This window comes from uncultured Corynebacterium sp. (genome assembly GCF_937999985.1).
Classification (GTDB): Bacteria; Actinomycetota; Actinomycetes; order Mycobacteriales; family Mycobacteriaceae; genus Corynebacterium.
Genome location: NZ_CALLDG010000145.1, coordinates 1 through 24,540, shown reverse-complemented (window position 1 = coordinate 24,540; position 24,540 = coordinate 1). Strand labels below are relative to the sequence as shown.

Annotated in this window: 17 protein-coding genes and 2 tRNA genes; 8 read left to right on the top strand and 11 right to left on the bottom strand. The window is 62.9% G+C overall.

The window, feature by feature from the left end:
* Positions 1-70 precede the first annotated feature (70 nt).
* The 3 genes from Q0331_RS06865 (at position 71) to Q0331_RS06855 (ending at position 6,095) form a co-directional block, all read left to right on the top strand.
* Positions 71-2,737: a DUF4118 domain-containing protein gene (locus Q0331_RS06865; protein WP_298075676.1), complete on the top strand. Its 2,667-nt coding sequence runs from the start codon at positions 71-73 to the stop codon at positions 2,735-2,737.
* Positions 2,734-3,426 carry a response regulator gene (locus tag Q0331_RS06860; RefSeq protein WP_298075675.1) on the top strand — a complete coding sequence of 231 codons (693 nt, stop codon included), beginning with the start codon at positions 2,734-2,736 and terminating at the stop codon, positions 3,424-3,426. Before Q0331_RS06865 ends, Q0331_RS06860 begins: the two co-directional genes overlap by 4 nt.
* Before the next feature lie 146 nt (positions 3,427-3,572).
* Positions 3,573-6,095: an esterase-like activity of phytase family protein gene (locus tag Q0331_RS06855; RefSeq protein WP_298075674.1), complete on the top strand. Its 2,523-nt coding sequence runs from the start codon at positions 3,573-3,575 to the stop codon at positions 6,093-6,095.
* Positions 6,096-6,365: 270 nt separating this feature from the next.
* Here Q0331_RS06855 and pntB read toward each other — a convergent pair whose 3' ends face one another.
* Entirely contained in the window at positions 6,366-7,859 is a 1,494-nt protein-coding gene (pntB, locus tag Q0331_RS06850) for a Re/Si-specific NAD(P)(+) transhydrogenase subunit beta (protein ID WP_298075673.1), read from the bottom strand.
* A 3-nt stretch (positions 7,860-7,862) separates the two neighbouring features.
* The gene (locus Q0331_RS06845) at positions 7,863-9,488 is read right to left on the bottom strand and encodes a Re/Si-specific NAD(P)(+) transhydrogenase subunit alpha (RefSeq protein WP_298075672.1); all 1,626 of its coding nucleotides are present in this window, start codon (positions 9,486-9,488) and stop codon (positions 7,863-7,865) included.
* Between the two features lie 309 nt (positions 9,489-9,797).
* On the opposite strand from Q0331_RS06845, the gene Q0331_RS06840 reads away from it, so the two are divergent.
* Positions 9,798-10,646, top strand: coding sequence for a hypothetical protein (locus Q0331_RS06840; protein ID WP_298075671.1), 849 nt, complete (start codon positions 9,798-9,800; stop codon positions 10,644-10,646).
* A 37-nt stretch (positions 10,647-10,683) separates the two neighbouring features.
* Here Q0331_RS06840 and Q0331_RS06835 read toward each other — a convergent pair whose 3' ends face one another.
* From Q0331_RS06835 to Q0331_RS06805, 7 genes are all read right to left on the bottom strand, one after another.
* Positions 10,684-11,241: a hypothetical protein gene (locus tag Q0331_RS06835; protein ID WP_298075670.1), complete on the bottom strand. Its 558-nt coding sequence runs from the start codon at positions 11,239-11,241 to the stop codon at positions 10,684-10,686.
* Between the two features lie 74 nt (positions 11,242-11,315).
* Positions 11,316-11,388, bottom strand: a tRNA-Glu gene (locus tag Q0331_RS06830).
* Between the two features lies 1 nt (position 11,389).
* Positions 11,390-11,461 (bottom strand) — tRNA-Gln (locus Q0331_RS06825).
* 210 nt (positions 11,462-11,671) lie between these two features.
* Positions 11,672-13,174, bottom strand: a complete 1,503-nt coding sequence (gene gltX / locus Q0331_RS06820; RefSeq protein ID WP_298075669.1) for a glutamate--tRNA ligase — start codon at positions 13,172-13,174, stop codon at positions 11,672-11,674.
* A gap of 131 nt (positions 13,175-13,305) precedes the next feature.
* The gene (locus Q0331_RS06815; protein WP_298075668.1) at positions 13,306-14,292 is read right to left on the bottom strand and encodes a PHB depolymerase family esterase; all 987 of its coding nucleotides are present in this window, start codon (positions 14,290-14,292) and stop codon (positions 13,306-13,308) included.
* A gap of 243 nt (positions 14,293-14,535) precedes the next feature.
* Positions 14,536-15,585, bottom strand: a complete 1,050-nt coding sequence (locus tag Q0331_RS06810) for a PHB depolymerase family esterase (protein WP_298075667.1) — start codon at positions 15,583-15,585, stop codon at positions 14,536-14,538.
* A 97-nt stretch (positions 15,586-15,682) separates the two neighbouring features.
* Positions 15,683-16,534 carry a TIM barrel protein gene (locus tag Q0331_RS06805; RefSeq protein WP_298075666.1) on the bottom strand — a complete coding sequence of 284 codons (852 nt, stop codon included), beginning with the start codon at positions 16,532-16,534 and terminating at the stop codon, positions 15,683-15,685.
* Positions 16,535-16,679: 145 nt separating this feature from the next.
* Between Q0331_RS06805 and Q0331_RS06800 the strand changes: the two genes are divergently transcribed.
* The gene (locus Q0331_RS06800) at positions 16,680-17,822 is read left to right on the top strand and encodes an isochorismate synthase MenF (RefSeq protein WP_298075665.1); all 1,143 of its coding nucleotides are present in this window, start codon (positions 16,680-16,682) and stop codon (positions 17,820-17,822) included.
* 55 nt (positions 17,823-17,877) lie between these two features.
* Here Q0331_RS06800 and Q0331_RS06795 read toward each other — a convergent pair whose 3' ends face one another.
* Positions 17,878-18,690, bottom strand: coding sequence for a fumarylacetoacetate hydrolase family protein (locus Q0331_RS06795; protein ID WP_034985515.1), 813 nt, complete (start codon positions 18,688-18,690; stop codon positions 17,878-17,880).
* A gap of 184 nt (positions 18,691-18,874) precedes the next feature.
* On the opposite strand from Q0331_RS06795, the gene Q0331_RS06790 reads away from it, so the two are divergent.
* Positions 18,875-20,569: an alkaline phosphatase gene (locus Q0331_RS06790; RefSeq protein WP_298075664.1), complete on the top strand. Its 1,695-nt coding sequence runs from the start codon at positions 18,875-18,877 to the stop codon at positions 20,567-20,569.
* Between the two features lie 70 nt (positions 20,570-20,639).
* On the opposite strand, the gene Q0331_RS06785 is transcribed toward Q0331_RS06790, so the two are convergent.
* Positions 20,640-21,656: a 3-isopropylmalate dehydrogenase gene (locus Q0331_RS06785; RefSeq protein ID WP_298075663.1), complete on the bottom strand. Its 1,017-nt coding sequence runs from the start codon at positions 21,654-21,656 to the stop codon at positions 20,640-20,642.
* A gap of 81 nt (positions 21,657-21,737) precedes the next feature.
* Between Q0331_RS06785 and Q0331_RS06780 the strand changes: the two genes are divergently transcribed.
* Positions 21,738-22,655 (top strand): ABC transporter ATP-binding protein, encoded by a 918-nt coding sequence (locus Q0331_RS06780; protein ID WP_298075662.1) that lies wholly within the window; start codon positions 21,738-21,740, stop codon positions 22,653-22,655.
* The gene (locus Q0331_RS06775) at positions 22,642-24,300 is read left to right on the top strand and encodes an ABC transporter permease (protein WP_298075661.1); all 1,659 of its coding nucleotides are present in this window, start codon (positions 22,642-22,644) and stop codon (positions 24,298-24,300) included. The genes Q0331_RS06780 and Q0331_RS06775 overlap by 14 nt, the downstream gene beginning before the upstream one ends.
* Positions 24,301-24,540: the final 240 nt, after the last annotated feature.

The following is a 24,540-nucleotide window of genomic DNA, read 5'->3' as shown; positions in this document are numbered from 1 at the left end:
ACAGGCACTAGCGCTCGGACGCGTGGCGTCCAAAAGTTTCAGCGCAAGATAAACAACAGGAGTAACAACAATGACTAAGCGTGGCACGCTGAAGGTGTACCTCGGCTTCGCCCCTGGCGTGGGCAAGACGTGTGCCATGCTTAGCGAAGCGCACGACCTGTACGACCGCGGGCGGGACGTGCTGATCGGCATCGTGGAGGATCACGGCCGCGAGCGCACCCGGAAGCTCACAGAAGGGCTGCCGATCCTCCCGCGCAAGACGGTCCCACACCGCGGTGGCAACTACGAGGAGCTGGATCTCGAGGCGGCGCTCGAAGCACACCCGGAGATCATCCTGGTCGACGAGTTGGCGCACACCGTGGTGGGCGAGCACAACGCGGATAGCAGCCGCCCGGCCGAGGCAGCCAAGCGCTGGCACGACGTGTACGCGCTACTTGATGCTGGCATCGACGTCATCTCCACGATGAACATCCAGCACCTGGAATCCCTCAACGACGTGGTCTCGGCCGTCACCGGTACGCGCCAGCTAGAGACGGTGCCGGACCAGGTTCTTCGGGACGCCGACGAGATCGAGCTGGTGGACCTCTCCCCCGACGCGCTACGCATTCGCCTGGCCCGCGGTGAAGTCTATCGCCAGCAGCAGGCCGAAACCGCGCTGAAGAACTACTTCCGGGTGGGTAACCTGACCGCCCTGCGCGAGCTGAGTTTGCTATGGCTGGCCGACAAGGTCGACGAAGGTCTGGAGAAGTACCGCGAAGACAAGAAGATCGAGGAAAACTGGCCGACCCGCGAGCGCGTGGTAGTGGCCGTACGCGGCGATGAGGTGTCCGAGGCGCTGATCCGCCGCGGGGCGCGCATCACCCAACGCGTAGCCGGGCGAGAGATGCTGGTGGTGTACGTCTCCGGCGCCGATGAGGCTCTGGGGGCCGATCTTCCCCAACGTCTGCGGCGGCTGCAAGAACTCACCGAATCCCTGGACGGCCAGTGGCGGGTGATCGAAGGCGACAATGTTGCCGATACCCTGCTGGAGTTCGCCCGCACGGTGAATGCCTCGCAGCTGGTGATTGGCCTGGGCACACGAATGAGCCGCCTGTTCAACTCCACCAGTCACAAAATCATCGACGGCTCAGGACGCATCGACGTGCACATCGTCTCCACGTCCGGAACCAGCGACGGAAAAACCGAGGGCCAGGCCGGTGGAAAGTTCACTGCAAATCTGAAGCGATTCGGCCTTTCCCGGGCGCGCCGGGCTGGGCTGGATACCTCGAAGCAGCTGAGCCCGGCGCGCCGCTGGCTCGGTTGGTTGCTGGCAGTAGTAGGTCCGGTGCTGCTGACCCTTTTCATGCTGCCCTTCGACCGGACCGATGGGGCGCTAGGTTCCATCCTTCTGGGATACCTGACCATCGCGGTGTTCGCCGCCCTGGCCGGTGGCTTTGGCCCCTCGATCGTGGCGGTGGTCATCGGATCGGTTCTGGCCAACTGGTTCTTCACGCACCCTTTCCACACGCTGACGGTCACCGAACCGGCGAACATGGTGCAGATCGCCTTGTTCTTCGTCATTTCCACCGCGGTGGCGGTGGTTGTGGACATTGCTGAAAGACGCCGCGCGATTGCCAATCGGCGCCTGGGCCAAGCGGTCGTGCTATCCGACCTAGCCCGTGGCGCGCTGGACGAGGGCGACGACATCCGCAGCTTGCTGGCCCGCCTGCGGGAAACATTCAACCTGCGACGGGTGGATTTGCAGCAGTACTCCAAGGAACGCAAGAAGTGGGTGACGATGGAAACCACCGACCCGGGTGGCCTTGGAACCCCCTGGAACAGCAAGAAGGCTCCGGCACACGTAGGCGCTGGCGATGGCATGCGCTTCGTCATTGGCGGCCGTGACCTCTCCCCCGCGGAAAGTGCCATGATCGAGGCCCACGGTGCCCGCATCACCGCAATCATCGACCGCGAGCAGATCGACGCTATGCGCCGAGCCACGGCCGCACTGGAGGCCGGCAACCGCGTGGGTACCGCCCTGTTGACCGCAGTGTCCCACGACCTGCGCACCCCACTTTCCGGAATTAAAGCCTCTGTAAGCGCGCTCAATATGGACGACGTGCAGTTGGATGAGCAATCCCGCTCGCTGCTGCTGGAAACCATAGAGACCAGTACCGACCGGCTGGAAACCGTCATCGGCAACCTGTTGGATATGAGCCGTGTGAACTCCAACACCGTCACCGTGCACCATGCCCCGGTTCTCTACTCCACGGTCGTCGAGGCCGTGCGCGCGGAGCTGCCGGAGGCTGCACAGCACATCGATTCTTTTGTTGACGCCACCGTGCCGCCGGTTCTGGGCGATGCCGGTCTCGTGCAGCGCATCATCGCCAATATTGTGATTAATGCTCGCACCTATGCGCCGAATTCCCGTATCGAACTGCACGCCCAACCCGTCAGCGGAGGCGCCGACACTGTTGAACTCGCAATCTCCGACCACGGCCCTGGCTTCCCCATAGAGCACTTGAATGACGTGTTCACCCCCTTCCAGCGCCTCGGTGACCAGACCACGAATAAGAACGGGCTGGGGTTGGGCTTGGCGGTGGCCCGCGGATTCGCCGAAGCCATGAACGGAACCCTAGAGGCACGCAAAACCCCAGGTGGAGGCGCCACGCTGGTTCTATCCCTGCCAGCGGCAAAGATGGAATCGAAGGACGGGGAGGCACGTGGCGTCACAAAGAAAGAAGAAGAAACACCATGAGCGGCGAAAAGATTCTAATGGTCGAAGACGACGTTGCGCTGGCGAACGCCGTGCTCGTCACCCTCCGGGCGCGGGGCTACGACGTGCAGGTGGCAACGACGGCGACGGCGGCGATTCAGGTGGCCTCGAAGTGGCACCCGCAAGCCGTGCTGCTGGATTTGGGTCTGCCGGATCTCAGCGGCCTGGAGGTGCTGCGCGCGCTGCGGAATTGGACGGATATTCCGGTGCTCGTCGTTTCCGCGCGCCACGACGAGTCCGGCAAAATCAACGCGCTGGACGAAGGCGCGGACGACTATGTGACCAAACCGTTTTCCGTCGGTGAGCTGCTCGCGCGCTTGCGGGCAGCTCTGCGCAGAGCACCCGGCGCGAAGGTTCCGGAGGAACCCGTAGTGGAAACCTCCGACGGGCGCGTGCGATTCGACCTTCCAGACAAACGGGTAACCGTGGACGGACAAGATGTGCACCTGACCCCGCGCGAATGGGGCATCGCCGAGCACATGATCCGCCACCGGGGAACGCTGGTGACGAAAGTGGAGCTGCTGCAGGCAGTGTGGGGGCAGGCCTACAAGAAGGAGACGAACTACCTGCGGGTGTATATCTCGCAGTTGCGACAGAAGCTGGAAGTGGACCCGGCGAACCCGCGGTACTTTACGACAGAGACGGGCGTGGGCTACCGGCTAGTGCTGTAAGAGATTGGTGTCGTTGCCGGGGAGGGTTTAACCAGCATCGGGGAGTTCACCTGGCGGTCATGTTGGCTTAAACCGCCCGCAAGAAAGGGGTGGAAATATGTGTCTAGTTTTATTCACTCTTTGCACATAGATAGGCACGGCTCTTCATGCAGCTCAACAACTTCAAAAATTCGGTCTCCAAGCGTGCACAGCGTAAGGTCGCTGGAATTTCTCTGGCTCTGGCGGTGATTCCCTTCGCCGCAGTTCCCGCGGCCAACGCGACAGTCGGCTCGCAGACCGTGGTCGGCTCTACCCTGGGATCCTCCAGCTTCGGCTCCTCGGCTGGGTCTTCTGCTGGGTCTACTGCCGGCTCATCCCTACCTGGTTCCAGCGCACCCGGTTCCAGCGGCCCTGCTGGCTCCTTGCAGCCGGGGAAGCCGGGCACCCCAGAGGCTCCGGGCGCGCAGTCCACGTTTGAGCGCACCGCCACCTACCCGGTGTACGAGAACCGCCCCGAGGGCGAGGACAAGTCCGCGGAGACCGTGGCGGAGATCTCCACGGTCTCCAAGGACGGCAAGACGCTAATCCACACCGACGCCCTGGCGCAGCGCATCGGCTTTATCGACATCAGCGACCCGAACGCTCCGAAGGGCCTGGGCACCCTGGATCTGAAGGCACAGGGGCACGCCAAGGATGAGCCGACCTCTGTGGCTGTCTACGGCGACTACCTTCTGGTGGTTATCGACGAGACGGGCGGGGACTTCACCAACCCGAAGGGGCGTGTGGATATCGTGCGCATCTCCGACCGCACTCGCGTTTCTTCCATCGACTTGAAGGGCCAGCCGGATTCCATCGCCATCTCTCCCGCTGGCGCACCGGGCAAGTCGAAGGCCGCGATCGCTATGGAGAACCAGCGCGACGAGGAGCTGAACGACGGCAACCTGCCGCAGCTGCCCACCGGCTTTGTGCAGACCATCGACCTGTCAGGGGATGCCAAGGACTGGAAGGCCACCCCGATCCGCTTCGAGGATGACAACGGCAAGCTACTGGACGCAGTACAGAAGGCCGGGCTGGATACCCCCGAGGACCTGGAGCCGGAGTACGTCAGCATCAACGGCAAGAACCAGCTGGCCGTCACCCTGCAAGAGAACAACGGTGTGGCCATCATCGACTTGCAGACCAACCGCATCACCAACGTGTTCAGTGCAGGCAGCGCCGAAGTCAAGGGTGTGGACACCAAGTCCGACAAGCTCATCAACCCCACCGACACCCTGCCCGCCACCCCGCGCGAGCCGGATGCCATCGCGTGGATCGACGATAACCACGTAGCCACCGCTAACGAGGGTGATTGGAAGGGCGGCACCCGCGGCTGGACCGTCTTCGATACGAACGGCAAGATCGTCTGGGAAGCCGGCAACTCCGTGGAGAACCTGGCCATCCGCCACGGTCTGCACAACAACAAGCGCGCCAAGAAGAAGGGCGTGGAAATCGAAGGCATCTCTACCGCCAAAATGAACGGCACCAACTACGCCTTCGTCGGCTCCGAGCGCTCCAACTTCGTTGCCGTGTACAACGTCAACGATCCAGCGAACCCGCAGTTCGTGCAGATGCTGTTCACCACCAACGGACCGGAGGGAATCCTGCCGATCCCGGAACGCAACATGCTCGCTGTATCCAGCGAGGTCGACGAGCCGGACAACGCCGTGCGCAGCGCGGTGACGCTATATCGTATGGGTGGCCAGGAATCCCAGCCCTCCATTGTTTCCGCCGACCAGGGCGATGCGCCGATCGGCTGGGGTGCGTTGGGTGCTCTGACCGCCGATCCGAAGGACGCCACCCGCCTGTACGCGGCCTCCGACTCCGCGTACGCGAACGGCTGGGTTTACACGGTCGATGCCTCCAAGCAGCCGGCCGTGATCACCGAACGCCGCGCAGTGAAGCGTGACGGTGCCCCGGCTGAGGATCTGGACATCGAGGGAATCTCCGTGGCTGCCGACGGGGGCTTCTGGATCGCTTCCGAGGGCAAGAAGGGCAAGGATAACCGCCTCTTCCACACCGATAAAGACCTCAACATCACCTCCACCGTCGAACTACCTGCCGACGTGGCTGAGCACATCGGCAAGTGGGGGCTAGAGGGCGTCAGTTCCACAAAGGACGAAAACGGCGTGGAACAGCTCTTCGTCGCCGTGCAACGACCGCTGTGGAAGGACCCGGAGGCGAAGGCCCGCGAGGCGCTGGAGGGCGAGAACACCACTCGCATCGGCAAGTACGACACTAAGACCAAGAAGTGGCAGTGGTTCGGCTACGAACTGGAGAAGCCCGCTGGCAAGGGCGACTGGATGGGTCTGTCGGAGATCACCGCGCTGGACGATAAGCACCTGCTGGTGATTGAGCGGGATAAGCTGAACGGCCCGGATGCGAAGGTCAAGCGCGTGATGAAGGTGACGCTGCCGGAGGGCGGTGCTAAGGGTGCAGCCGCTGGCGCGAACGGTGGCGCGCTGCCGATGGTGAAGAAGGAGCTGGCCGTGGACGTGCTGCCGAAGCTACGCGCAACGAACGGCTGGACGCAGGAGAAGCTGGAGGGCTTCACCATCGCGGCGGATGGCCAGATGTACGCGGTGACGGACAACGATGCGCTGGAGGATGCCACCGGCGAGACCGTCTTCCTGCGCCTGGGCAAAGTGAATTAGCGACGCGAATCCCGCCTGTTGTCCGGGCAAATCCCGCCTGCTATTCCAGGCGAATGTCCCAAATCGTCGAGTTATTGAAAGTAGCGGGTGTGAAGCCAATTTTGGCAACGCGCTGACCTGCAGAAATAGAATAGTTATATTCTAAGAGCTGGAATTTGGGACATTCCCCCTTCCCCCGGGCAGAGCTCTGGCAAGCCCCAGGCGGAACCCTGCCCCCGGCCAGGCCCCGGGCAGAGCCAGGGCCTCCCCCTAACTCCTGCAAGGAAACCCCTACAGGTTCGCGATAATGTCCTCGACGGTTTTCTTTGCGTCCCCCAGCAGCATGTCCGTGTTCTCGTTGAAGAACAGCGGGTTCTGCACGCCCGCGTAGCCGGAGCCCATGGAGCGCTTGAAGACGATGACCTTCTCCGCCTCCCAGACCTTCAGCACGGGCATGCCCGCGATCGGGGAACCTGGCTCCTCGGCGATCGGGTTGACGGTGTCGTTCGCGCCGATGACCAGCACCACGTCGATGTCCTCGAAGTCGTCGTTGACCTCGTCGAGTTCGAGGACAATCTCATACGGCACCTTGGCCTCAGCCAGCAGCACGTTCATGTGTCCTGGCAGGCGGCCTGCCACAGGGTGGATGCCGAAGGTGACGTCTACGCCCTGTTCCTTCAGTCGCTCGACCAGTGTTGCCACCGGGTACTGCGCCTGCGCCACGGCCATGCCGTAGCCTGGGGTGATCATGACCTTCTTCACGCCCTTGAGCAGCTCCGCAGTCTCAGCCGCGGTGACCTCGGTGTGCTCGCCGTACTCCCGGTCGTCGGAAGCTGCGGCCTCGCCGCCGAAACCGCCGAGGATAACGGAGACGAAGCTACGGTTCATCGCCTGGCACATCACATAGGACAGGTAGGCACCGGAAGAACCGACCAGTGCGCCCACGATAATGAGCAGCGGGTTGGCCAGCATAAAGCCCGCCGCTGCGGCTGCCCAGCCGGAGTAGGAGTTCAGCATGGACACAACCACCGGCATATCGCCACCGCCAATGGCCGCGACCAGGTGGTAGCCCAGGAACAGCGCCAGCGCGAGCATCACGCCAAGCGCGATCCACGCCAGGGTCAGGTTCTCGTGGCCGGCGTAGATGAACAGCACCATGCCCACGAGGGACACCACAATGACAGCCAGGTTCAGCAGGTGGCGGCCCGGCAGCATCAACGGCTTGCCGTCCATCTTTCCGGACAGCTTGAGGTACGCCACGATGGAGCCCGTGAGCGTCACCGCACCGATGAACACACCCAGGTAAACCTCGCCCAGGTGGAACGCCTCGATGGACTTCGTGCGCTCGTCCGGCTGAATGAAGGAGTTCACGCCGATAAGCACTGCGGCCAAGCCCACGAAGCTGTGCAGCATCGCAATGAGCTCCGGCATTTCGGTCATTTCGACCTTCTTGGCGCGCGGAATGCCAATCGCGGCGCCGAGCAGCATCGCCACGGCGATCAGCAGCACGGTCACGAGCGGACCAGTGGAGGCATCTCCCCCGTTGATGGAGTTGACCACGGCCTTGACGATGGTTGCGATGAGCGCGATGGTCATGCCTGCGATGCCGAAGCGGTTCCCGCGCGATGCGGTCTGCTGCTTCGCCAGACCTGCCAGCGCAAGGATGAACAGCAGTGCGGCGACCAGGTAGGCCAGGTTGGTGATCTTGTCCGTCCACTCGAGGACGGTCGAGTTGACGAGGTTCTGCGCGCCAGCCTCTGCGGCGCTGAGGAGTTGCTGTTTCATGGCTTAGTTACCTCCGTCGAACATGGTCAGCATGCGACGGGTCACGAAGAATCCGCCGAAGATATTGATAGAGGCCACGACGATCGCCACAAAGCTCAGGCCCGCGACAACCAAGTTGGAGCTGCCCACCTGCAGGATCGCGCCGACCAGGATGATGCCGGAGATCGCGTTCGTCTCACTCATCAGCGGCGTGTGCAGCTTGTGCGTCACCGCGGTGATCACGTAGAAGCCCACGACGATGGCCAGCATGAGCAGCATGTATTCGCCGGCGACCTGCATCGGGCTGGCGAGAATCAACGCGATGCCGAGCAGCGCAGCAAGGATCTTCCACCCCGCACCCTTGTTCTTTGCCTCGCCTTCTTGGTTTGACGCCGACTGCTCCGCCGCAACCGCATCCGTATCGGCCTTGGCACCCGCACCTTGCGCGGCGGGGGCTGCAGAGACCTTGACCGGTGGAGGCGGCCAGAGGATCTCAGCGACCTGCCCGGCGGGCTGGGACGTGGCGTCATCAGAAGGCGCGCCAGAAGAAACGACAGCAGACGGCGCAGCGAGGGTGGAGTGCGTGACGGTAATGCCGCGAACGATCTCGTCCTCCAGGTCGAAGGTCAGCTGGCCGTCCTTGCCCGGGGTCATGAGCTTAAGCAGGTTGACCACGTTCTGGCCGTAGAGCTGCGAGGCCTGGGCGGGCAAGCGGCCGGCGAGGTCCGTGTAGCCGATGATGCTCACACCGTTGTCGGTGACGGTAATTTCGCCGGGGACGGTGAGCTCGCAGTTGCCGCCGTTGGCAGCTGCCATGTCGACGATGACGGAGCCGGGCTTCATCGCAGCCACATCGGCGGCGGTGAGCAGCACCGGGGACTTGCGGCCAGGGATGTTCGCGGTGGTGATGACAATGTCGGCGGCGGCGGACTGCTCGGCGTAGAGCTTCGCGGCGGCCTGCGCCTGGTCGGCGGTCATTTCCTTGGCGTAGCCGTCCTCGGACTTCTGGGTCTCCGCCTGGATGGCGACGAACTCGGCGCCCATGGACTCGACCTGCTCGGCAGTCTCGGGGCGCAGATCCGTGGCCTTGACGATCGCTCCCATGGAGTTCGCGGTGCCGATCGCGGCCAGGCCGGCCACGCCCGCGCCAATGACATAGACGACGGCAGGCGGAACCTTGCCGGCGGCGGTGACCTGGCCAGTGAACAGTCGACCGAAGGTATTGGCCGCTTCGATGACCGCGCGATAGCCGGCGATGTTGGCCTGCGAACTGAGTACGTCCATGGACTGTGCGCGGGAGATGCGCGGCACGGTGTCCATGGCCACGGAGGTCACGTTCTGGTTCGCGAGCTCTTGGATGAGCTCTTCGTTGCGGCCGGGTGCCAGGCGAGCGATAAGGGTAGCACCGGGCTTGAGCTGTGCGCGCTGTTCGTCGGTTGGCGCGTCGAGCGCGGTGATGATGTCCGCGTGCCAAACATCGTCGCCGACGATGCGCGCGCCGGCCTCTTCGTAGAGGGTGTCAGGGTAATTGGACTGGTCGCCTGCGCCGGACTGAACCGCGACCTCGTAGCCAAGCTTGATGAGCTTGCCCACGGTGTCCGGTGTGGCTGAGACCAGGGCTTCTGATTCTCTGGGGATACCGATTAGCAAGGGAGGCTCCTCACTGGTGTGTCTCTTGCATACTTACTTCTGCTCGCGTTTCTTAAGGCTGTTATGCCTGGTGAAGTCCTGGTTAGGACGGTGGTTGCGAGCCCATTAACTACATTTTGGGTAGTTCTAAAACCATAGGTGATTATTTGGGCCCATATCACGCTTTGAGAGAAATACCCCCGCACCTCTCATAATTTGGGAGTTGATGCCCTCAGTCTCGGCGCTGGGAAGACGGCGACAATTAAAGACATTCAGAGTTTCCGAAGCAAAGCCATGCGGGGCTTCCGGAATTTGCGTACTCTCACAACCATGTTTGGACTATTCGGTAAGAAAAAGAAAGACAACACCGCCTCACCACAGCAGCCAGCAGCGCAGGAAGCTGCTGGTCAGCAGCCAACAGCGCAGCAGCCAGCAGCTCAGCACGGCCACTTGAAGTTTCGGCACGACAGCGACGGTAACGCGACCTTAACCGCCCCGAATGGAGAGCTTGTGTACGGCATCATCTCCCCTGCCCCGAAGGATGCCGGCAACTACTCATACGCAAAGGAGATCCTGCCGGGCGTCTACCGCTTCCTCGCCACCGTAGATTCCGGTTTCAAGCCACTCTCCGACGCTGATCTTCCGCAGGGCTTCGACCTTGACATGCAAGTTCTGGGCGACGCAACCTTCCCGGGCCTGGACATGCCCGAGAGCAACCACACTTTTTGGTCAGCGGCCTCTATGGCCACCACGCGTAAGTCTCTCGAAACGTTGAAGGTTGCAAGCGCTGGCGATGTTTTCTTCCAGGTTAAGTCGGACTTCCCATTCGGGGCGACGCTCGCCATCACGTTCGATCTCTTCCTGCAGATCACCAAGATTCCTGACCATGGCCACGGACACGTGGTCTCCATGCCCGGTGGCAGCACGGTTCTGGTTCACCCAGTGGTTCCGGATCAGCCAGCGGACAACATCATGCAGCAGATGGCCCAGACCCGCCACGAGCTGCGGCAGCACCCGGTGAACATCTCCCCTCTGACATTCTGGGTGCACGACAACCACTGGGATGTTCTTACCGCGAAGGATGGTGTGTCCCTGTTCCTGCCAGAGAGCTTCCCTGTGAAGCGCAATGCTGACGGCGCGCCTCTCATGTCCGACGGTAACTCAGGCACTCGCGCGTAATGCACCGCGAGAAGACAACGCTCGGGGCCTCTAACGCCTAGCTCTCGCGCATCTTCCTCCTGCGCATATCCAGTGCAAACGCGATACCGAGGACAGCGGCATGCACGTTCTCGTCCAGCCCCGGCTCAATTGTGATGCGGTATCTAGTCTTGCTCATCAGCGCCCTGCCAACACCGGGGAATTCCGCACTCACCTCTGCGATTTTGCGCCCCTGGCTTATCAGCGAGTAGTCGAGCTGGAAGGCCTCGCCTTTGATCTCCATCCGGGGATAACCGGCAATATGCACGTCGTATCTGGTGCTGAACCACGCAAACCGCTTCGTGATGTGCGCGAGCTCCGCCTTCTCGCCGGACTCCGGATCTACTCGGTGCACGGTGTACTCGTCCCAAAAGACACCCAGCGGGTTCTCGACCGAGAGCACAAGCGTGTCTGCAGCATCGAAAATCTCCACCCCGTGCGAACCTTTGAACAGATCGCTCGCCTTCCACCTTTGGCGTGCACTTCCAAGCTGTGTGTCCTGTGGACTGGAGATAGTGAACTCATCCGGGCCGATCGCCAAGAACTGGGAGATGATCAACTCATTCGACGTCAGCATGCCCCCAGAATAGCGAGAACCTCCGGCTAGCCTCTGAAGTGAAGCTGACCGGAGGTCGCTGTATTAGATATTTGTACCCCGTACGGGATTTGAACCCGTGTTACCGGCGTGAGAGGCCGGCGTCCTAGGCCGCTAGACGAACGGGGCGCTGGCCTACCAGGACTCGAACCTAGAATGACGGTACCAGAAACCGTAGTGTTGCCAATTACACCATAGGCCATCGTTCGTCGAACAAAACCCGCAAGCGTCAATCCCCGGATACCCGGATCGTTGAACGCTGCGAACCTCGCTCGCAACGAGGAATACTATAACCAGAACAGTGAATTACAAGCAAATCAGCTGGTAAACACAGCTTTTTCCGACCACAGTGCACTCACTGTGCCGCCGCTGACTCGCAGGACGGCACGTGCAAGCACACCTACCGCTGCGCTTACTGCTGCGCAGGCGCGAACGGAGTCTGCTCGCGGGCGGCCTGCAGGCGCGCCAGCGTGGACTCCTTGCCCAGCAGCTCCATGGACTCAAACAGCGGCGGAGACACAGCCGCACCACTGATGGCCACACGCAGAGCGCCGTAGGCCTTGCGTGGCTTCAGCTCCATCTCCTCGATCAGCTTCGACTGCAGCGCCTTCTCAATGACGTCGGTCTTAAACTCCCCGTCCGCGATAGCCTCCAGCTGCGCGATGGCAACCTCGAGAACCTCCACCGCGTCCTCCTTCAAGTTCTTCCTCGCGGCCTTCTCATCCAGGGACAAGTCGGCGTCAGAAGTAATGAGGAAGCGCAGCAGACCGTCAGCGTCCGAGAGCGTCTTGATGCGCGTCTGCACCAGCTCCGCGGCAAAAGCGAACTTATCCGCGGGGTAATCCGCCGGGAAGTCCTTGTGCTCCTCCAGGTAGGCGCGCAGGCGCTCAGTGAAGTCGCCCAGCTCCAGCATGCGGATGTGGTCGGCGTTGATGGCCTCCAGCTTCTTCTGGTCGAAGCGTGCCGGGTTGGGCTTCACGTCCGCCACGTCGAAGTTGTCGATGAGCTGCTGCATCGTGAAGATATCCTCGTCGGCAGACAGCGACCAGCCCAGCAGCGACAGGTAATTCAGCATGCCCTCCGGGATGATGCCGTTGTCGCGGTGGTTAAACAGATTCGATTCCGGGTCGCGCTTGGAGAGCTTCTTGTTGCCCTCGCCCATCACGAACGGTAGGTGACCGAATGTAGGTACCTGTTTAGCGACGCCCACCCGTACCAGCGCCTCGTAGAGTGCGATCTGTCGCGGTGTGGACGGCAGCAGGTCTTCGCCTCGCAGGACGTGCGTGATCTCCATCAACGCATCATCCACCGGGTTAACGAGGGTGTACAGCGGCTGGCCGTTCGAGCGAGCGACAACGAAGTCCGGCACGGTCTTGCCGTCCACGCTCATGTCGCCGCGGACCAGGTCGTGCCACTCGTAGATGCGGTCGTCGGGCATGCGCAGGCGCCAGACCGGCTCGCGGCCCTCGGCCTTGAACTGCGCGATCTGCTCTTCGGTGAGGTCGCGGTCGTAGTTGTCGTACCCCAGCTGCGGGTCGCGGCCTGCGGCCTTGTGGCGGGCCTGGACTTCCTCGTTGGTGGAATACGCCGGGTACACGTCACCGGATTCCTTCAGCTTCTCCAGGACGTCCGCGTAGATGTCCATGCGCTGGGACTGACGGTAGGGCTCGTGCGGGCCGCCGACCTCGATGCCCTCGTCCCAGCCGAGGTTCAGCCACTTCAGGGAATCGATGATGGCCTGGTAGGACTCTTCAGAGTCTCGCTTCGCATCGGTGTCCTCGATACGAAAGACGAGCTTGCCGCCGGTGTGACGGGCATAAGCCCAGTTGAACAGGGCCGTGCGCACCATGCCGACGTGCGGGGTGCCGGTGGGCGACGGGCAGAATCGAACGCGAACTTCGCTAACTTCACTCATGGTCTTTAACTGTACCTTCCCGCCTTCTGGCCTTCGCGCTTGCTCGGTTCGGGCTCGGCGCGGGCTCTGTGCAGGCAAAGCAAAACCCCCGCGCGGTGGCGGGGGTTCGGGATGCCGTTAGGTCACGGCGCCTAGGCCTGGCGGTGGCGCGACAAGAAGTGCCACGCAGCCTTCGGCGAGTCCGGAGTGAAGGCATGCCAGTTATGGCCCCCGACGTTTGCGCGCCACAGGACGGTGGAAGCGCGGCAACCGTTGTAGGTGAAGCCACTGGCCAAAGCGTGGGCACGAACTCCATGCAAAGTCCGCATGTTGCAGGAGTTGCGACGTGCCGCGTTGTCGAAAGCGGCCCGGGCGTTGTAGTAACGCATGCCGTGGCGCTCGCCGCCACCGTAGCGCATCAGGGTGTCGTGCACACCGTGGATCAGCATGGTCGGCACGTTGCGCCCACGGCAGTCGTTCATGGTGGCGTCATAGTAGGCACCAGAAACAGACACGACAGCAGCGACCAGATCCGGAGCCTGGCAGGCCAGGTTCATCGCCATACCGCCACCGTTGGACAGGCCGGCTGCATACACGCGGCGGGTGTCGACGTTGTAGCGCTTAGACAGGGAGCGGACCATCTCGCGGACGAACGCGACGTCCTCGCCACGGCGGGTCTTGGAGTACGGGGCACCTTCCCAGGAGCGACCGATCCCCTCGGCGTGGACAACGACGGCATAACGGCCAGCCACCGCATTAAGGCGGGACATGTTCTTCGCGTCCGCCGCAGACTGGCCACGACCGCCGAACATGAAGAGGATCGGCTTCTTGCGGTTCGCGGAGTTCACCGGAACATCGACAATGGCCGTGCGGGTCTTCCCCTTGACGTTGAAGGTCTGGTAGTTGTTCCCCGGGCGCGGACTCAGGGAGCCGACGATACCACTGACACCGCCAGAGAGGCTTCCCAACAGGCCATTCGGGGCGGCGCTGGCCTGCGGAGTAGCGGACTCGTTGCCGGCGGCAGTATCCAGAGCCGGACCAGCCAGGGAGCTTGCGCCGATACCGAGGGCTACAGCCAGGGAGAGCGTCAGCTTGCGGAAGCGGCCACCGCGGCGAGCCGGGCGGGAAGCGCCAGACACGCCAGAACCTGCGGAATCAGTGTGAGTAGCCGCAGAAAGAGAGTGAGTGTTCGCGGCCTTCGTGTGAGTAAAACGTGACGAAAACTTTTGCACTGCTTAAACATACACCGGGCGGTAAAATTTAGGAACTTTTTCTTACAAAAACTTAAAAGCCGCCACAGCGTCGGCTCGTAGCGCAATCTGTCTCTAGCAACCCCAGCTAGCCCTAGCTGGCCGCGCCCGGCAGCGTCTTGTTCTGGCGGGCTAGGAAGTTCCAGGCCTCGTTGGCGACGTCGGGCGCAAAGTGCCAGTTGTGCCCTGGTCGTTGATCCGCCAGAAAACTGCTTCGTCGCGGCAGCCCGGGTATCCGAACTGGGTGACGTTGTTCGGCTTCTGCTCCACCACCGGCTGTGGCGCGCAGCCGTTGCGCAGCGCACGCGAGTGGATCAGGCGCGGCGCCGGAAGATAAGGCGCGTTGTGCAGCGTACCGCCGTTGTAGTGGGTGAGCTCGTCCTGCTGGCCGTGGATCACGAATGTCGGTACGGACTCCGGCGCGCAGCCCTCGTTAACCGGGTTGTAGAAGGCGCCGGAGACGCTCACCACACCAGCGATGAGGTCGGGCGCCTGGCACGCAAGATTCATCACAAAACCGCCACCGTTGGACATGCCAGTGGCATAGATGCGGTTGCGGTCTACGTTGAACTTCCTGTCCAGCTCATTGACGATCTGTCGTACGAAGTCGACGTCCTGGCCGCGCTTGCTGGTGGCATACGGTGCGCCCTCCCAGGCGTTGTCGATGCCGCGTGGGTAAACCACGATCGCTTCGCTGGCCGCGCCGGTGTTCGAGAAGCGGGAGTAACTGCGGTAATTCTCGGGCGTATCGTCGCGCCCGCCGAACCCAAACAGCACGGGCGTGGGCTTGTGCGGGTCGTAGTTGGAGGTCACGCTGACGATTGCGCTGCGGATGCTGCCGTCGGGTCGGGTGAACTCGATGTTCTCCGGTTGTCCGGGGTTCGCCCTATCTATTGTTGACGCCGGCTTCGGCGCCGGTGCCGGTTTCGGTACTGGTGCCGACTTTGGAGCTGGCGCAGGGGCGGGAGCCGGTACAGGAGCGGGCGCTTCTTGAGCACTGGCCACGCCAGCTCCGCCGACGAGCATGGTGGCGAGCATTGCCAGCGTCATAGCGACGGGAACCGCCATGCGCAGGGCAAAACGCAGGGCACGGCTGCCAAGGTGGCGCCCGGCACCCGCAGCGTTTCCGGTAGTTACAGAGCCAACAGCTTTAACATTCTTAACAGCAGTCACATGAGTCACAAACGTAACATTAGACACAAGCTTCACTGCGGATGTGCTGTAACACGCCGAAATGTGAGCAAATTCTTCAGCTTTTACTCAGCTAAGCGCACGCGCACTACAGGTGCTCGAGGACCACTTCCCCCTCATAGCCAGCGGTGCGCAGCTGGTTAATCCACTCCTCCAGCGGCGCTTCGCCAGTCCCCGGCGCCCCGCGGCCTGGGAAGTCTGCGATCTGCACATGCTCCGGCCACAGCTCATTCCCCGGTCCCCGATCGGCGAGCCAGGTCCAGTCTTCACCGTTAGCGGCGAGGTGGTAGGCGTCAAGAAGAAGGCGACCGCCGACGGCAACCAGGGGCGCAGCCTCCTTAATGCTGGTCACAGGGTAGTTTTCAATACCACTCAACGGCTCAACCAGAGCCACGCCGCCGAAGCTCGCCAGACGTTTGGCCACTGCAGCGAATGCACGGACCTGGCGGCGTTGCAGCGCGCGACCGCCGCGGCCAACCAGTACGTTGAAGCGCCGCACGCCCGTCAGCCGGTGCAGGTACTCGACGACGTTCAGGTGCTCAATGAGTTCCTCGGTAATCGCGGGATCACCGTCGACGAATACGTCGTCGGCCGCACTCCCGGCATCCTCAGTGTTCCCAGTGTCGCCAGCGTTGCCAGCGCCACCCTCCGGCCCGACCAGGTGCAGCACTCCCCGATCGCCCGCCGCCAGATCGCCGGCCCAGAGGTTCAGTGCGACGAGCTGGCGCGGGTTCTCCTGGCGCCCCTTGGCCAGCGCATCAACCAGCTGGCGCATCTGCTGCTCGGAGGGGTGGGGCGTATCCCACGGCCACCACAGCTCCACCTTGTCGTACGGAGAATTCGCAACCGCCTCGAGGGCATCCGCGCCGGTCGGCGCGCCGAGGGAATGGTTCATCGCGGTGGCGAAACTCACCGGATGTGCACCTGATTCTGTATTCATAAGCATCATCATTCCACGTAAAGGAACTAATCCAGAATTGAGGTCAGTTTTTTGCCGTACACAAACCGTGCACGAACCGTGCACGACCCGCACACAACCCAGGGCGAGGAAGCCCGCTGTCCCGCCGGGAAGTAAAATGGCACCCATGACCCACGAGCAGCGACCGGCCACCGCCCCGGATTTCCTGCTTTCCCGCCCAGATCGCAGCATCCGCACCCAGGGGCGCAAGGCGACCTTCCCGGATCCGTTCGAAGCCTCTACTGCGCTTCGAAACAAGGAAGCAGACTTGATTGTCGGCGCTTTCCCCTTCGATACGTCCCTCCGCGCGGCACTCATGGAACCGGAGACCGTCGTCCGCGCCGAAGGCCCGCTGGAGCCACCGGCTTTCTTCCGTGGCAAGGATGCCGCCCGCACACTGACGGTCGAGTCCGTCGAAGCGCAGACCACCGCCGAGGAGCACACCGCGATGGTCGCCGCCGCCGTCGCCACGATCCAGCAGTCCCGCCTGGAAAAGGTGGTGCTGGCCCGCGCCGTGGACATTACTTACGCCGAAACCGTAGACCCGCTGTTGATTGCCGCACGCCTGATCGACCTGTCCGCCTACCGCGACGGGTTCGCCGTGGACCTCTCCGCCACGGGTCGCTCCGAGTACCAGGGTGCAATGTTCGTCGGCAGTTCGCCGGAGATGCTGATTCGTCGCGATGGTCGCGAGATCTCGGCCTTCCCCCTGGCCGGTTCCGCGCCACGCACGGGAAGTCTTTCTATTGATGACGCCACAGCCCGCGAACTCGGAAACTCCAGCAAGGATCTACGCGAGCACCGCTTTGTGGTGGAGCACTACCGCCGAGTGCTGGAGCCGTTGTGCGAGACGCTGGACATTCCGGCCACCCCGGAGATCCACGAGACCAACGAGATGATCCACCTGGGGACCCAGATCGCGGGCACACTAAAGGACGACGACTACTCCGCACTGGATCTGGCCTTGATGCTGCACCCCACCCCGGCCATCGGCGGCACCCCGACAGACGATGCGCTGGGGGTTATTGCGCAGGAGAAGTCCCCGCGCGAGTTCTACTCCGGTGCCGTGGGCTGGTGCGATTCCAGCGGCGACGGGGAGTTTATGCTCTCTATCCGCTGCGCCATCGTGGAGGACAACACCGCCCGCGCCTGGGCCGGCGGCGGCATTGTCGTGGACTCGATTCCCGCTATGGAGGCGGAGGAAACGTCCGCGAAGCTGCAAACAGCGCTGCGGGCACTCAACGTGCCTGCAGCGCTGCGGGAAGTGTAACGCCCGGAGCCAGCCATAGCCGGCCGGTGCTGAACACGCGGCTGGCGAGCTCCGCCTACTTGCCGTAGGCCTGCACCGGATTGGCCAGCTTGCCCAGCCCCGGGATCTCCACCTCAATGCGGTCGCCCGGAACCATCTCTGCGGTGCCGGCGGGCGAGCCGGTGCAGATCACGTCGCCCGGCAGCAGCGTGAATGCGGAGGAAACCCACTCGACGATCTCCGGGATGGACTTGATCATCTGGTTGGAGTTGGAATCCTGCTTGGTTTCCGTCTTGCCCTCGTGGGTGAGGTGCGCCAGGATCGGCTGGTTGTCGATGTCGATGCTGTCCACAGCCGTTTCGATCCACGGACCCAGCGGGCAGAAGGAATCCAGGCCCTTCGCACGGGACCACTGACCGTCCTGGAACTGCAGGTCGCGAGAGGAAACGTCGTTGACGACGGTGAACCCCAGCACCACGTCCTTCCAGTTGTTCCGGTTGACGTCCTTGCACGGACGGCCGATAACGATCGCCATCTCGCCTTCGAACTCCACGCGCGTGGCCCACTCGGGGATACGGATAGGCGCCTCGGGGCCAACGACGGCTGTCGGGGGCTTCAGGAAGATCGTCGGCGGCAGGTGCTCGGCGCTCTTGTTGAACACCTCCTCGACGTGGTCAGCGTAGTTGCGCCCGACGGCAATAACCTTCGACGGCAGGATCGGGGCCAGCAGTCGAACGTCTTCGATAGGCCAGGATTTTCCGGTGAATTCGGGCTGTCCGAACGGGTGGCCTGCGATCTCGCGGAGGGTAGCGCCGGTGCCGTCCGGCTGGCCGCCCTCCACGATCGCGAAGGCCATGCCCTCGGGGTGTGCAATTCGAGCAATACGCATGTTTCCATACCCTACTCCATTGCCCCTTCTACCTCTTGCTATGCCCCTTCTTTGCGGTCTTGTCCTTGTTCTTCTTTATGACGCCCCTTTCTCCCCACCCATTAACCATGAATTTAATTTCACGTAATCCGCGATTTACGCGCTTGCCATGGCTCCGACAGTTTTAGCCTTTAGCTTGGCCGCTATGACGAATCGCAGCGTTAATCCTCAACTCCCCAACTCCTCGACTACTTCGAATTCCGAAACTCCTTCCAACTCGCGCAACACCACCCGCCGCACGTTCCTGGCCGGCGCCAGCGCCACCGGCGCTGCCCTACTGGGCACGGGCGTGGCGCATGCTCTCAGCTCGCAGGCCGGCAGCGTGGCTGGCTCCGCCGCCGGATCGTCGGTAGGTTCCAGCGGGGCGCTCGGCTCGGTTGGTTTGCAACGCTCCCGGCCGGTGATCACTCATGGCGTCGCTACCGGCGATGTGCGACCCGACGGCGGCCTTGTATGGGCGCGCGTCGATCGCCCGGCGCACATGGTCGTGGAGGCATCGACGGACCCGGCGTTCCCGCGCCACAAGACCAAGACCTTCCGCGGCGCCACCCTCACCCCGGATAGCGACGGCACCGGGCGACTGCGCCTGGTCGGTATGGAGCCCGGCCAGAAGATCCACTACCGCGTAACCATGGAGGATCAGCACACTGCCGCGCGCTCCGTGCCGGTGATCGGCAGCTTCACTACCGCGCCTTCCACCAGCCAGGCGCCAAAGAACATTCGTCTGCACTGGTCCGGCGACGTGGCGGGCCAGGGCTACGGCATCAACCCGGACATCGGCGGCATGTACTGCTGGAAGACGATGGCAGACCGCAACCCGCACCTGTTCATCCACTCCGGTGATACGGTCTACGCCGACGGGCCAATCGAGGCGAATCACAAGATGGACGACGGGCGGGTGTTCAAGAACCTCACCAGCCCATACAAAAACAAGGTCGCCGAAACCCTAGAGGAGTTCCGCGGACAGCACGCCTACAACCTGCTGGACGAAAACTACAAGCGTTTCAACTCTCAGGTCGCGCAGGTGGTGCAGTGGGACGACCACGAGACGACGAACAACTGGTATCCCGGCGAGATCCTGGAGGACGACAAGTACCAGGTCAAGGACGTGAATCTGCTGGCACAGCGCGGCTTCCAGGCGTTCCACGAGTGGCAGCCTCTGGACCGGAAGATGGCCGTGGATGGTCGGGTTTACCGCAAGATTTCCTACGGCTCCCTGCTGGACATTTTCGTGCTGGATATGCGCAGCTACAAGGACCGCAATCCGGACAGCGGAGCGTCTGTCACTAAGCCGGGGCACATCCTAGGGGCCAAGCAGGAAAAGTGGCTGATCGAAGGAGTGAAGAACTCTACCGCCACGTGGAAGATCATCGCCAACGACCTGCCGCTGGGCATAGTGGTTCCGGATGGGGACGACCAGGAGGGCGTCTCCAACGGAACGGGCGGCAAGGCCGTCGGCCGCGAGGCGGAGATCGGGCGCGTGCTCAGCGGAATCAAGGACGTGCGCAACGTGGTGTGGCTGACCGCCGACGTGCACTACACCGCCGCCCACCACTACTCGCCGGATCGTGCGGATTTCCAAGACTTCGCGCCGTTCTGGGAGTTCGTCACCGGCCCGCTGAACGCCGGAGGCTTCGGCCCGAACGACATGGACGGCACCTTCGGTCCAGAGGTCGTGTACGTGCACGCCCCGGCGAAGGATAAGCAAAACTCCTCGCCGTTGGATGATTTCCAGCACTTCGGAGAGGTGGACATCGACGGCGGGTCAAAGGATCTCACCGTGCGACTGTTCACCACCCGCGGCAAGGAGCTGTGGTCGAAAACGCTGCGTGCGCAGTAGTCACAAAATGCAGGGGTGGTAGCCGGGCGCACCGCGAGCGGGCGCGGGCTGCCACCAGCTAGTCGGCAGCTTACTTGAGGTTCGCGACCACGCGGTCGCCGACCTCCGCAGTCTTCACCGGGCCGCCGTCGCGCGCGCCGGCCTCGGCCAGCACGGCGGCCTCGATGCGCTCAGCGTTGGCATCGTCACCCAGGTGGCGCAGCATCAGCGCCACCGACAGGATCGCCGCGCACGGGTCGGCAATTCCTTGGCCCGCGATGTCCGGCGCGGAGCCGTGCACCGGCTCGAACATGGAGGGGTTCTTCCGCGAGGGATCAATGTTGCCGGAAGCTGCCAGGCCGATACCGCCGGTGACAGCACCCGCCAGGTCGGTCAGGATGTCGCCGAACAGGTTGTCCGTGACGATCACGTCGTACTCCTGCGGCTTGGTAACCATGTAGATCGTCGCCGCGTCGATGTGGTTGTAATCGACCTGCACCTCGGGGTACTCCTGCCCCACTTTCTCGATGGCGCGCTGCCACAGGGAGCCGGCGTTCACCAGCACGTTCGTCTTGTGCACCCAGGTCAGCTTCTTACGCCTGCTCTGCGCGCGTTCGAACGCATCGCGCACCACGCGCTCCACGCCGTAGTAGGTGTTCTGGGATACTTCGGACGCCACCTCGTGGTCAGTGCCCGCACGCAGTGTGCCGCCGTTGCCACAGTAGAGGCCCTCAGTCCCCTCTCGCACGACGACGAAGTCAATGTCGCCCGGGTTGACCAGCGGGCTGGAGGAGCCCGGGTACAGCTTCGACGGGCGGAGGTTCACCGCGTGGTCCAGCTTGAAGCGCAGCGGCAGCAGCAGGCCGCGCTCCAGCACACCGGCGGGCACGGTTCGAGGGTCGCCGATGGCGCCCAGCAGGATAGCGTCGTGCTCGCGCAGGGAGTCCAGGTCCTCGTCGGTCAGGAGTTCACCATTGCGCAGGTAGCGGCGGGCGCCGAGGTCGTAGTCGGTGGTTTCCACGTCGTCACGCAGAGCGTGCAGAACCTTCAGAGCCTCGGCGGTTACTTCGGTGCCGATGCCATCGCCGGCAATCACTGCGAGTTTCACTGTATGAACTCCTTTGTCTCACTAGTTGGTTATCTAGAACAATAGCATGCCACCCGGACACCACCCGCGAACCGACATAAAATGGCGCGCATGACTTTTCAGCCATATCCCTCACATTCAACCCCTTACGCAGGAGACGCGGAGATTGGCGACGCAGCGCTAGTCATCCGCAACCTCGTGAAGACCTTCACGGACAAGGTCGCGGTAAATAACCTCAACCTGACCGTGCCGAAGGGCAGCTTCTACGGCATCGTCGGCCCCAACGGCGCAGGCAAAACCACTGCCATCCTCGCAGCAACGGGCATCATTCGCCCCGACAGCGGCAACTCCTGGATCGCCGGGCACCCACTGTGGGCAGACCCCGCCGAAGGCACCCGGGTGGAAGATGAGGTGCTGGCAGCCAAGCGCAGCTACGGGCTGCTGGTCGACGGCCTCCCCGTGTTCGAACGCCTCAGTGGCAAGGAGTATCTGGAATACCTGGGCTACCTGCGGGACATCCCCGGCGAAGAACTGCAGCAGCGCATCGCAGACCTGCTGCGGGCACTCGATCTGGAGGATGCCGGCAAGAAGTACATCGCCGACTACTCCGCAGGCATGAAGAAGAAGATCCTGCTGGCCGGCGCCCTGCTGCACAGCCCCGAGGTTTTAATCCTGGACGAACCCTTCGAGGCCGTGGATCCGGTATCCGGCGAAGTGATCCGTACGATCCTGCGACGCTACGTGGAAGCCGGCGGCACCGTGATCCTCAGCTCCCACGTGATGGAGCTGATCGAGGGGCTGTGCGACCACGTGGCGATCATTAACCAGGGCACCGTCGTTGCCGCCGGTACCACCGAGCAGGTACGCGCAGGCAAGTCCCTATCCGAGCGCTTCGTAGAAGCCGTAGGTGGCAAGCAGCTGGACACGGAATCCTTCGGCTGGCTACGCGGCGGATCGCAGTCAGCGCACGGCACGCAGGCGCACGGGCCACACGAAGGGCAGGCCGGTGTCGAAGACTAAAACCCTCCTCAAACTCCACTGCAAGCTGTGGGCGCACGCATTCGTGGGCAACCTGCAGATGATCATCGCCTCGGTGGCCGTAACCATCACTGCAGTGATGGGCTGCATCGGCCTAGGCTTCAGCAGCTACGGGGTGCTTGTCAACGATGGAGACCCAGCGATGTTCGTGCTGACGATGGGGCTCGGCAGCGTGCTCTACCTAGCCATGTCGGCCACCTTCCCCAGCGAGGAACGGATGCTGGACCCGCGCATGTTCAGCTCCCTGCCACTGACCGACCGCGACATCCTTCCGGGTATGGTCACGGCCATGTTCATCAACTCGCGGGCGGCGATCTCGCTGGTGAACACCATCATCATGGCCACCCTCGGATACCTCGCGTTCGCGGAGGTAGCCTCCGCGGGCGCGGGCGCCCTGTGGGTGCTGGCGTGCGTGCTCCAGCTGGTGATCACCCTGCTGGCGGGCGAGGCGCTGGCCGCCGCGCTCAGCAGCATCGCCACTAAGTTCAGCGAACTGTGGGGCAACGTCGCCGGGCTCATCGTCACTTTCGGCTTCCTGGCGCTGTACCTCTTGCCGCAGTTGCTCACCGACGGAACCGATCCCACCGCGGCCATCAGGACCAGCGCCGACATCCTGTCCTGGACACCCTTTGCCGCCGCGGCCGGAGCGGCTGCTGACTTGGCCGCTATCGGAGACGACGGCGTCAATAATGGTGGCGGCGGCACCGACCTCGGCACCGGTCTCGCCAAGGGCGCGATCTGCCTCGTGGCGATCCTCGCAGTGGCTTACATAATGCGCGTGGCCGTCAAGCACGACCTCAACAACCCACTGCCGACTCAGCACGCCACCCGCGCTGCGAAGGGCGACAGCCTACTGCTGCCGCGCGTCCCCAGCTCCCCCGTTGGCGCCCTCTACTCCCGCGAGATGCGCTATTGGCGCCGCGACAATCGCTTTATGATGAGCCTGATGGTCGTAGTCGTCCTCTGCGGGCTATACCTGCTGATGGGGATACTCAACGAGGCCAACCGCTGGATGCTGTGGTTCGCACTGTTCTTCGTATCCCTTGGTCCACAGCAGGTCGCGGGCAATTCCCTGGGCATGGACGGCCCATCCAACTGGGTGCACATGGTCGCCGGAGTGCGTGGCAAGCAGATCGTCGCCAGCCGCAGCCTCTCCACCGTGACGGTGCTAGTGCCGATCTGGCTGATCGTCTGCATCGCCGCCGGTGCCATCGACAGCTTTAGCGCCACCTGGCTGCTGGTTAGCCTTTTGACCCTGGGGTGCATACTCCTCGCCTCCGCAATGGCGAACTTCAGCGCCACCCGCTTCCCCGCTCAAACCACCGCGCCGGGCACCAACTCCTTCAAGCAGCGCAACGGCGGCAGCAACGCAATAGTCTCCGCGCTGGTGACGATGCTGATTCTCACCGTCTCTTTCCTGCCGGGCGGGCTGCTGGCACTGGTCCCGCTAGCCATGGCCGATGGAGCTAGCAACAGCATTGCAGACATTCCCCTGCTCAGCTGGCTGGGCGTGCTACTGCACTGGGTGATCGTCATCGGCGCCGCCTGGATCATGAACCGCCGCGCTTCCCGCCGGCTCGACCTCGAGTGGCCAGACATCGCGCAGAAGGTGCAGCAGTACCTATAGCAGCGCGACCGGGGGCAACCTAAGGGGCTAGTTTTCACTCAACCCACCGAAAGATTAGGCAAATCTCACCTAAGGGCTTATGCTAAAGCGGTCCCATCCACCAAGGCGAGACTAACCTAAGCCCGCCCCCCTTCTCCTTGAGGTTGTCTATGCTCTACGCCAACCTGCTCATCGGACTTCGAGAAGGCCTCGAAGCCACGATGATCGTCATCATCCTGGCCGCCTATCTTAAGAAGACCG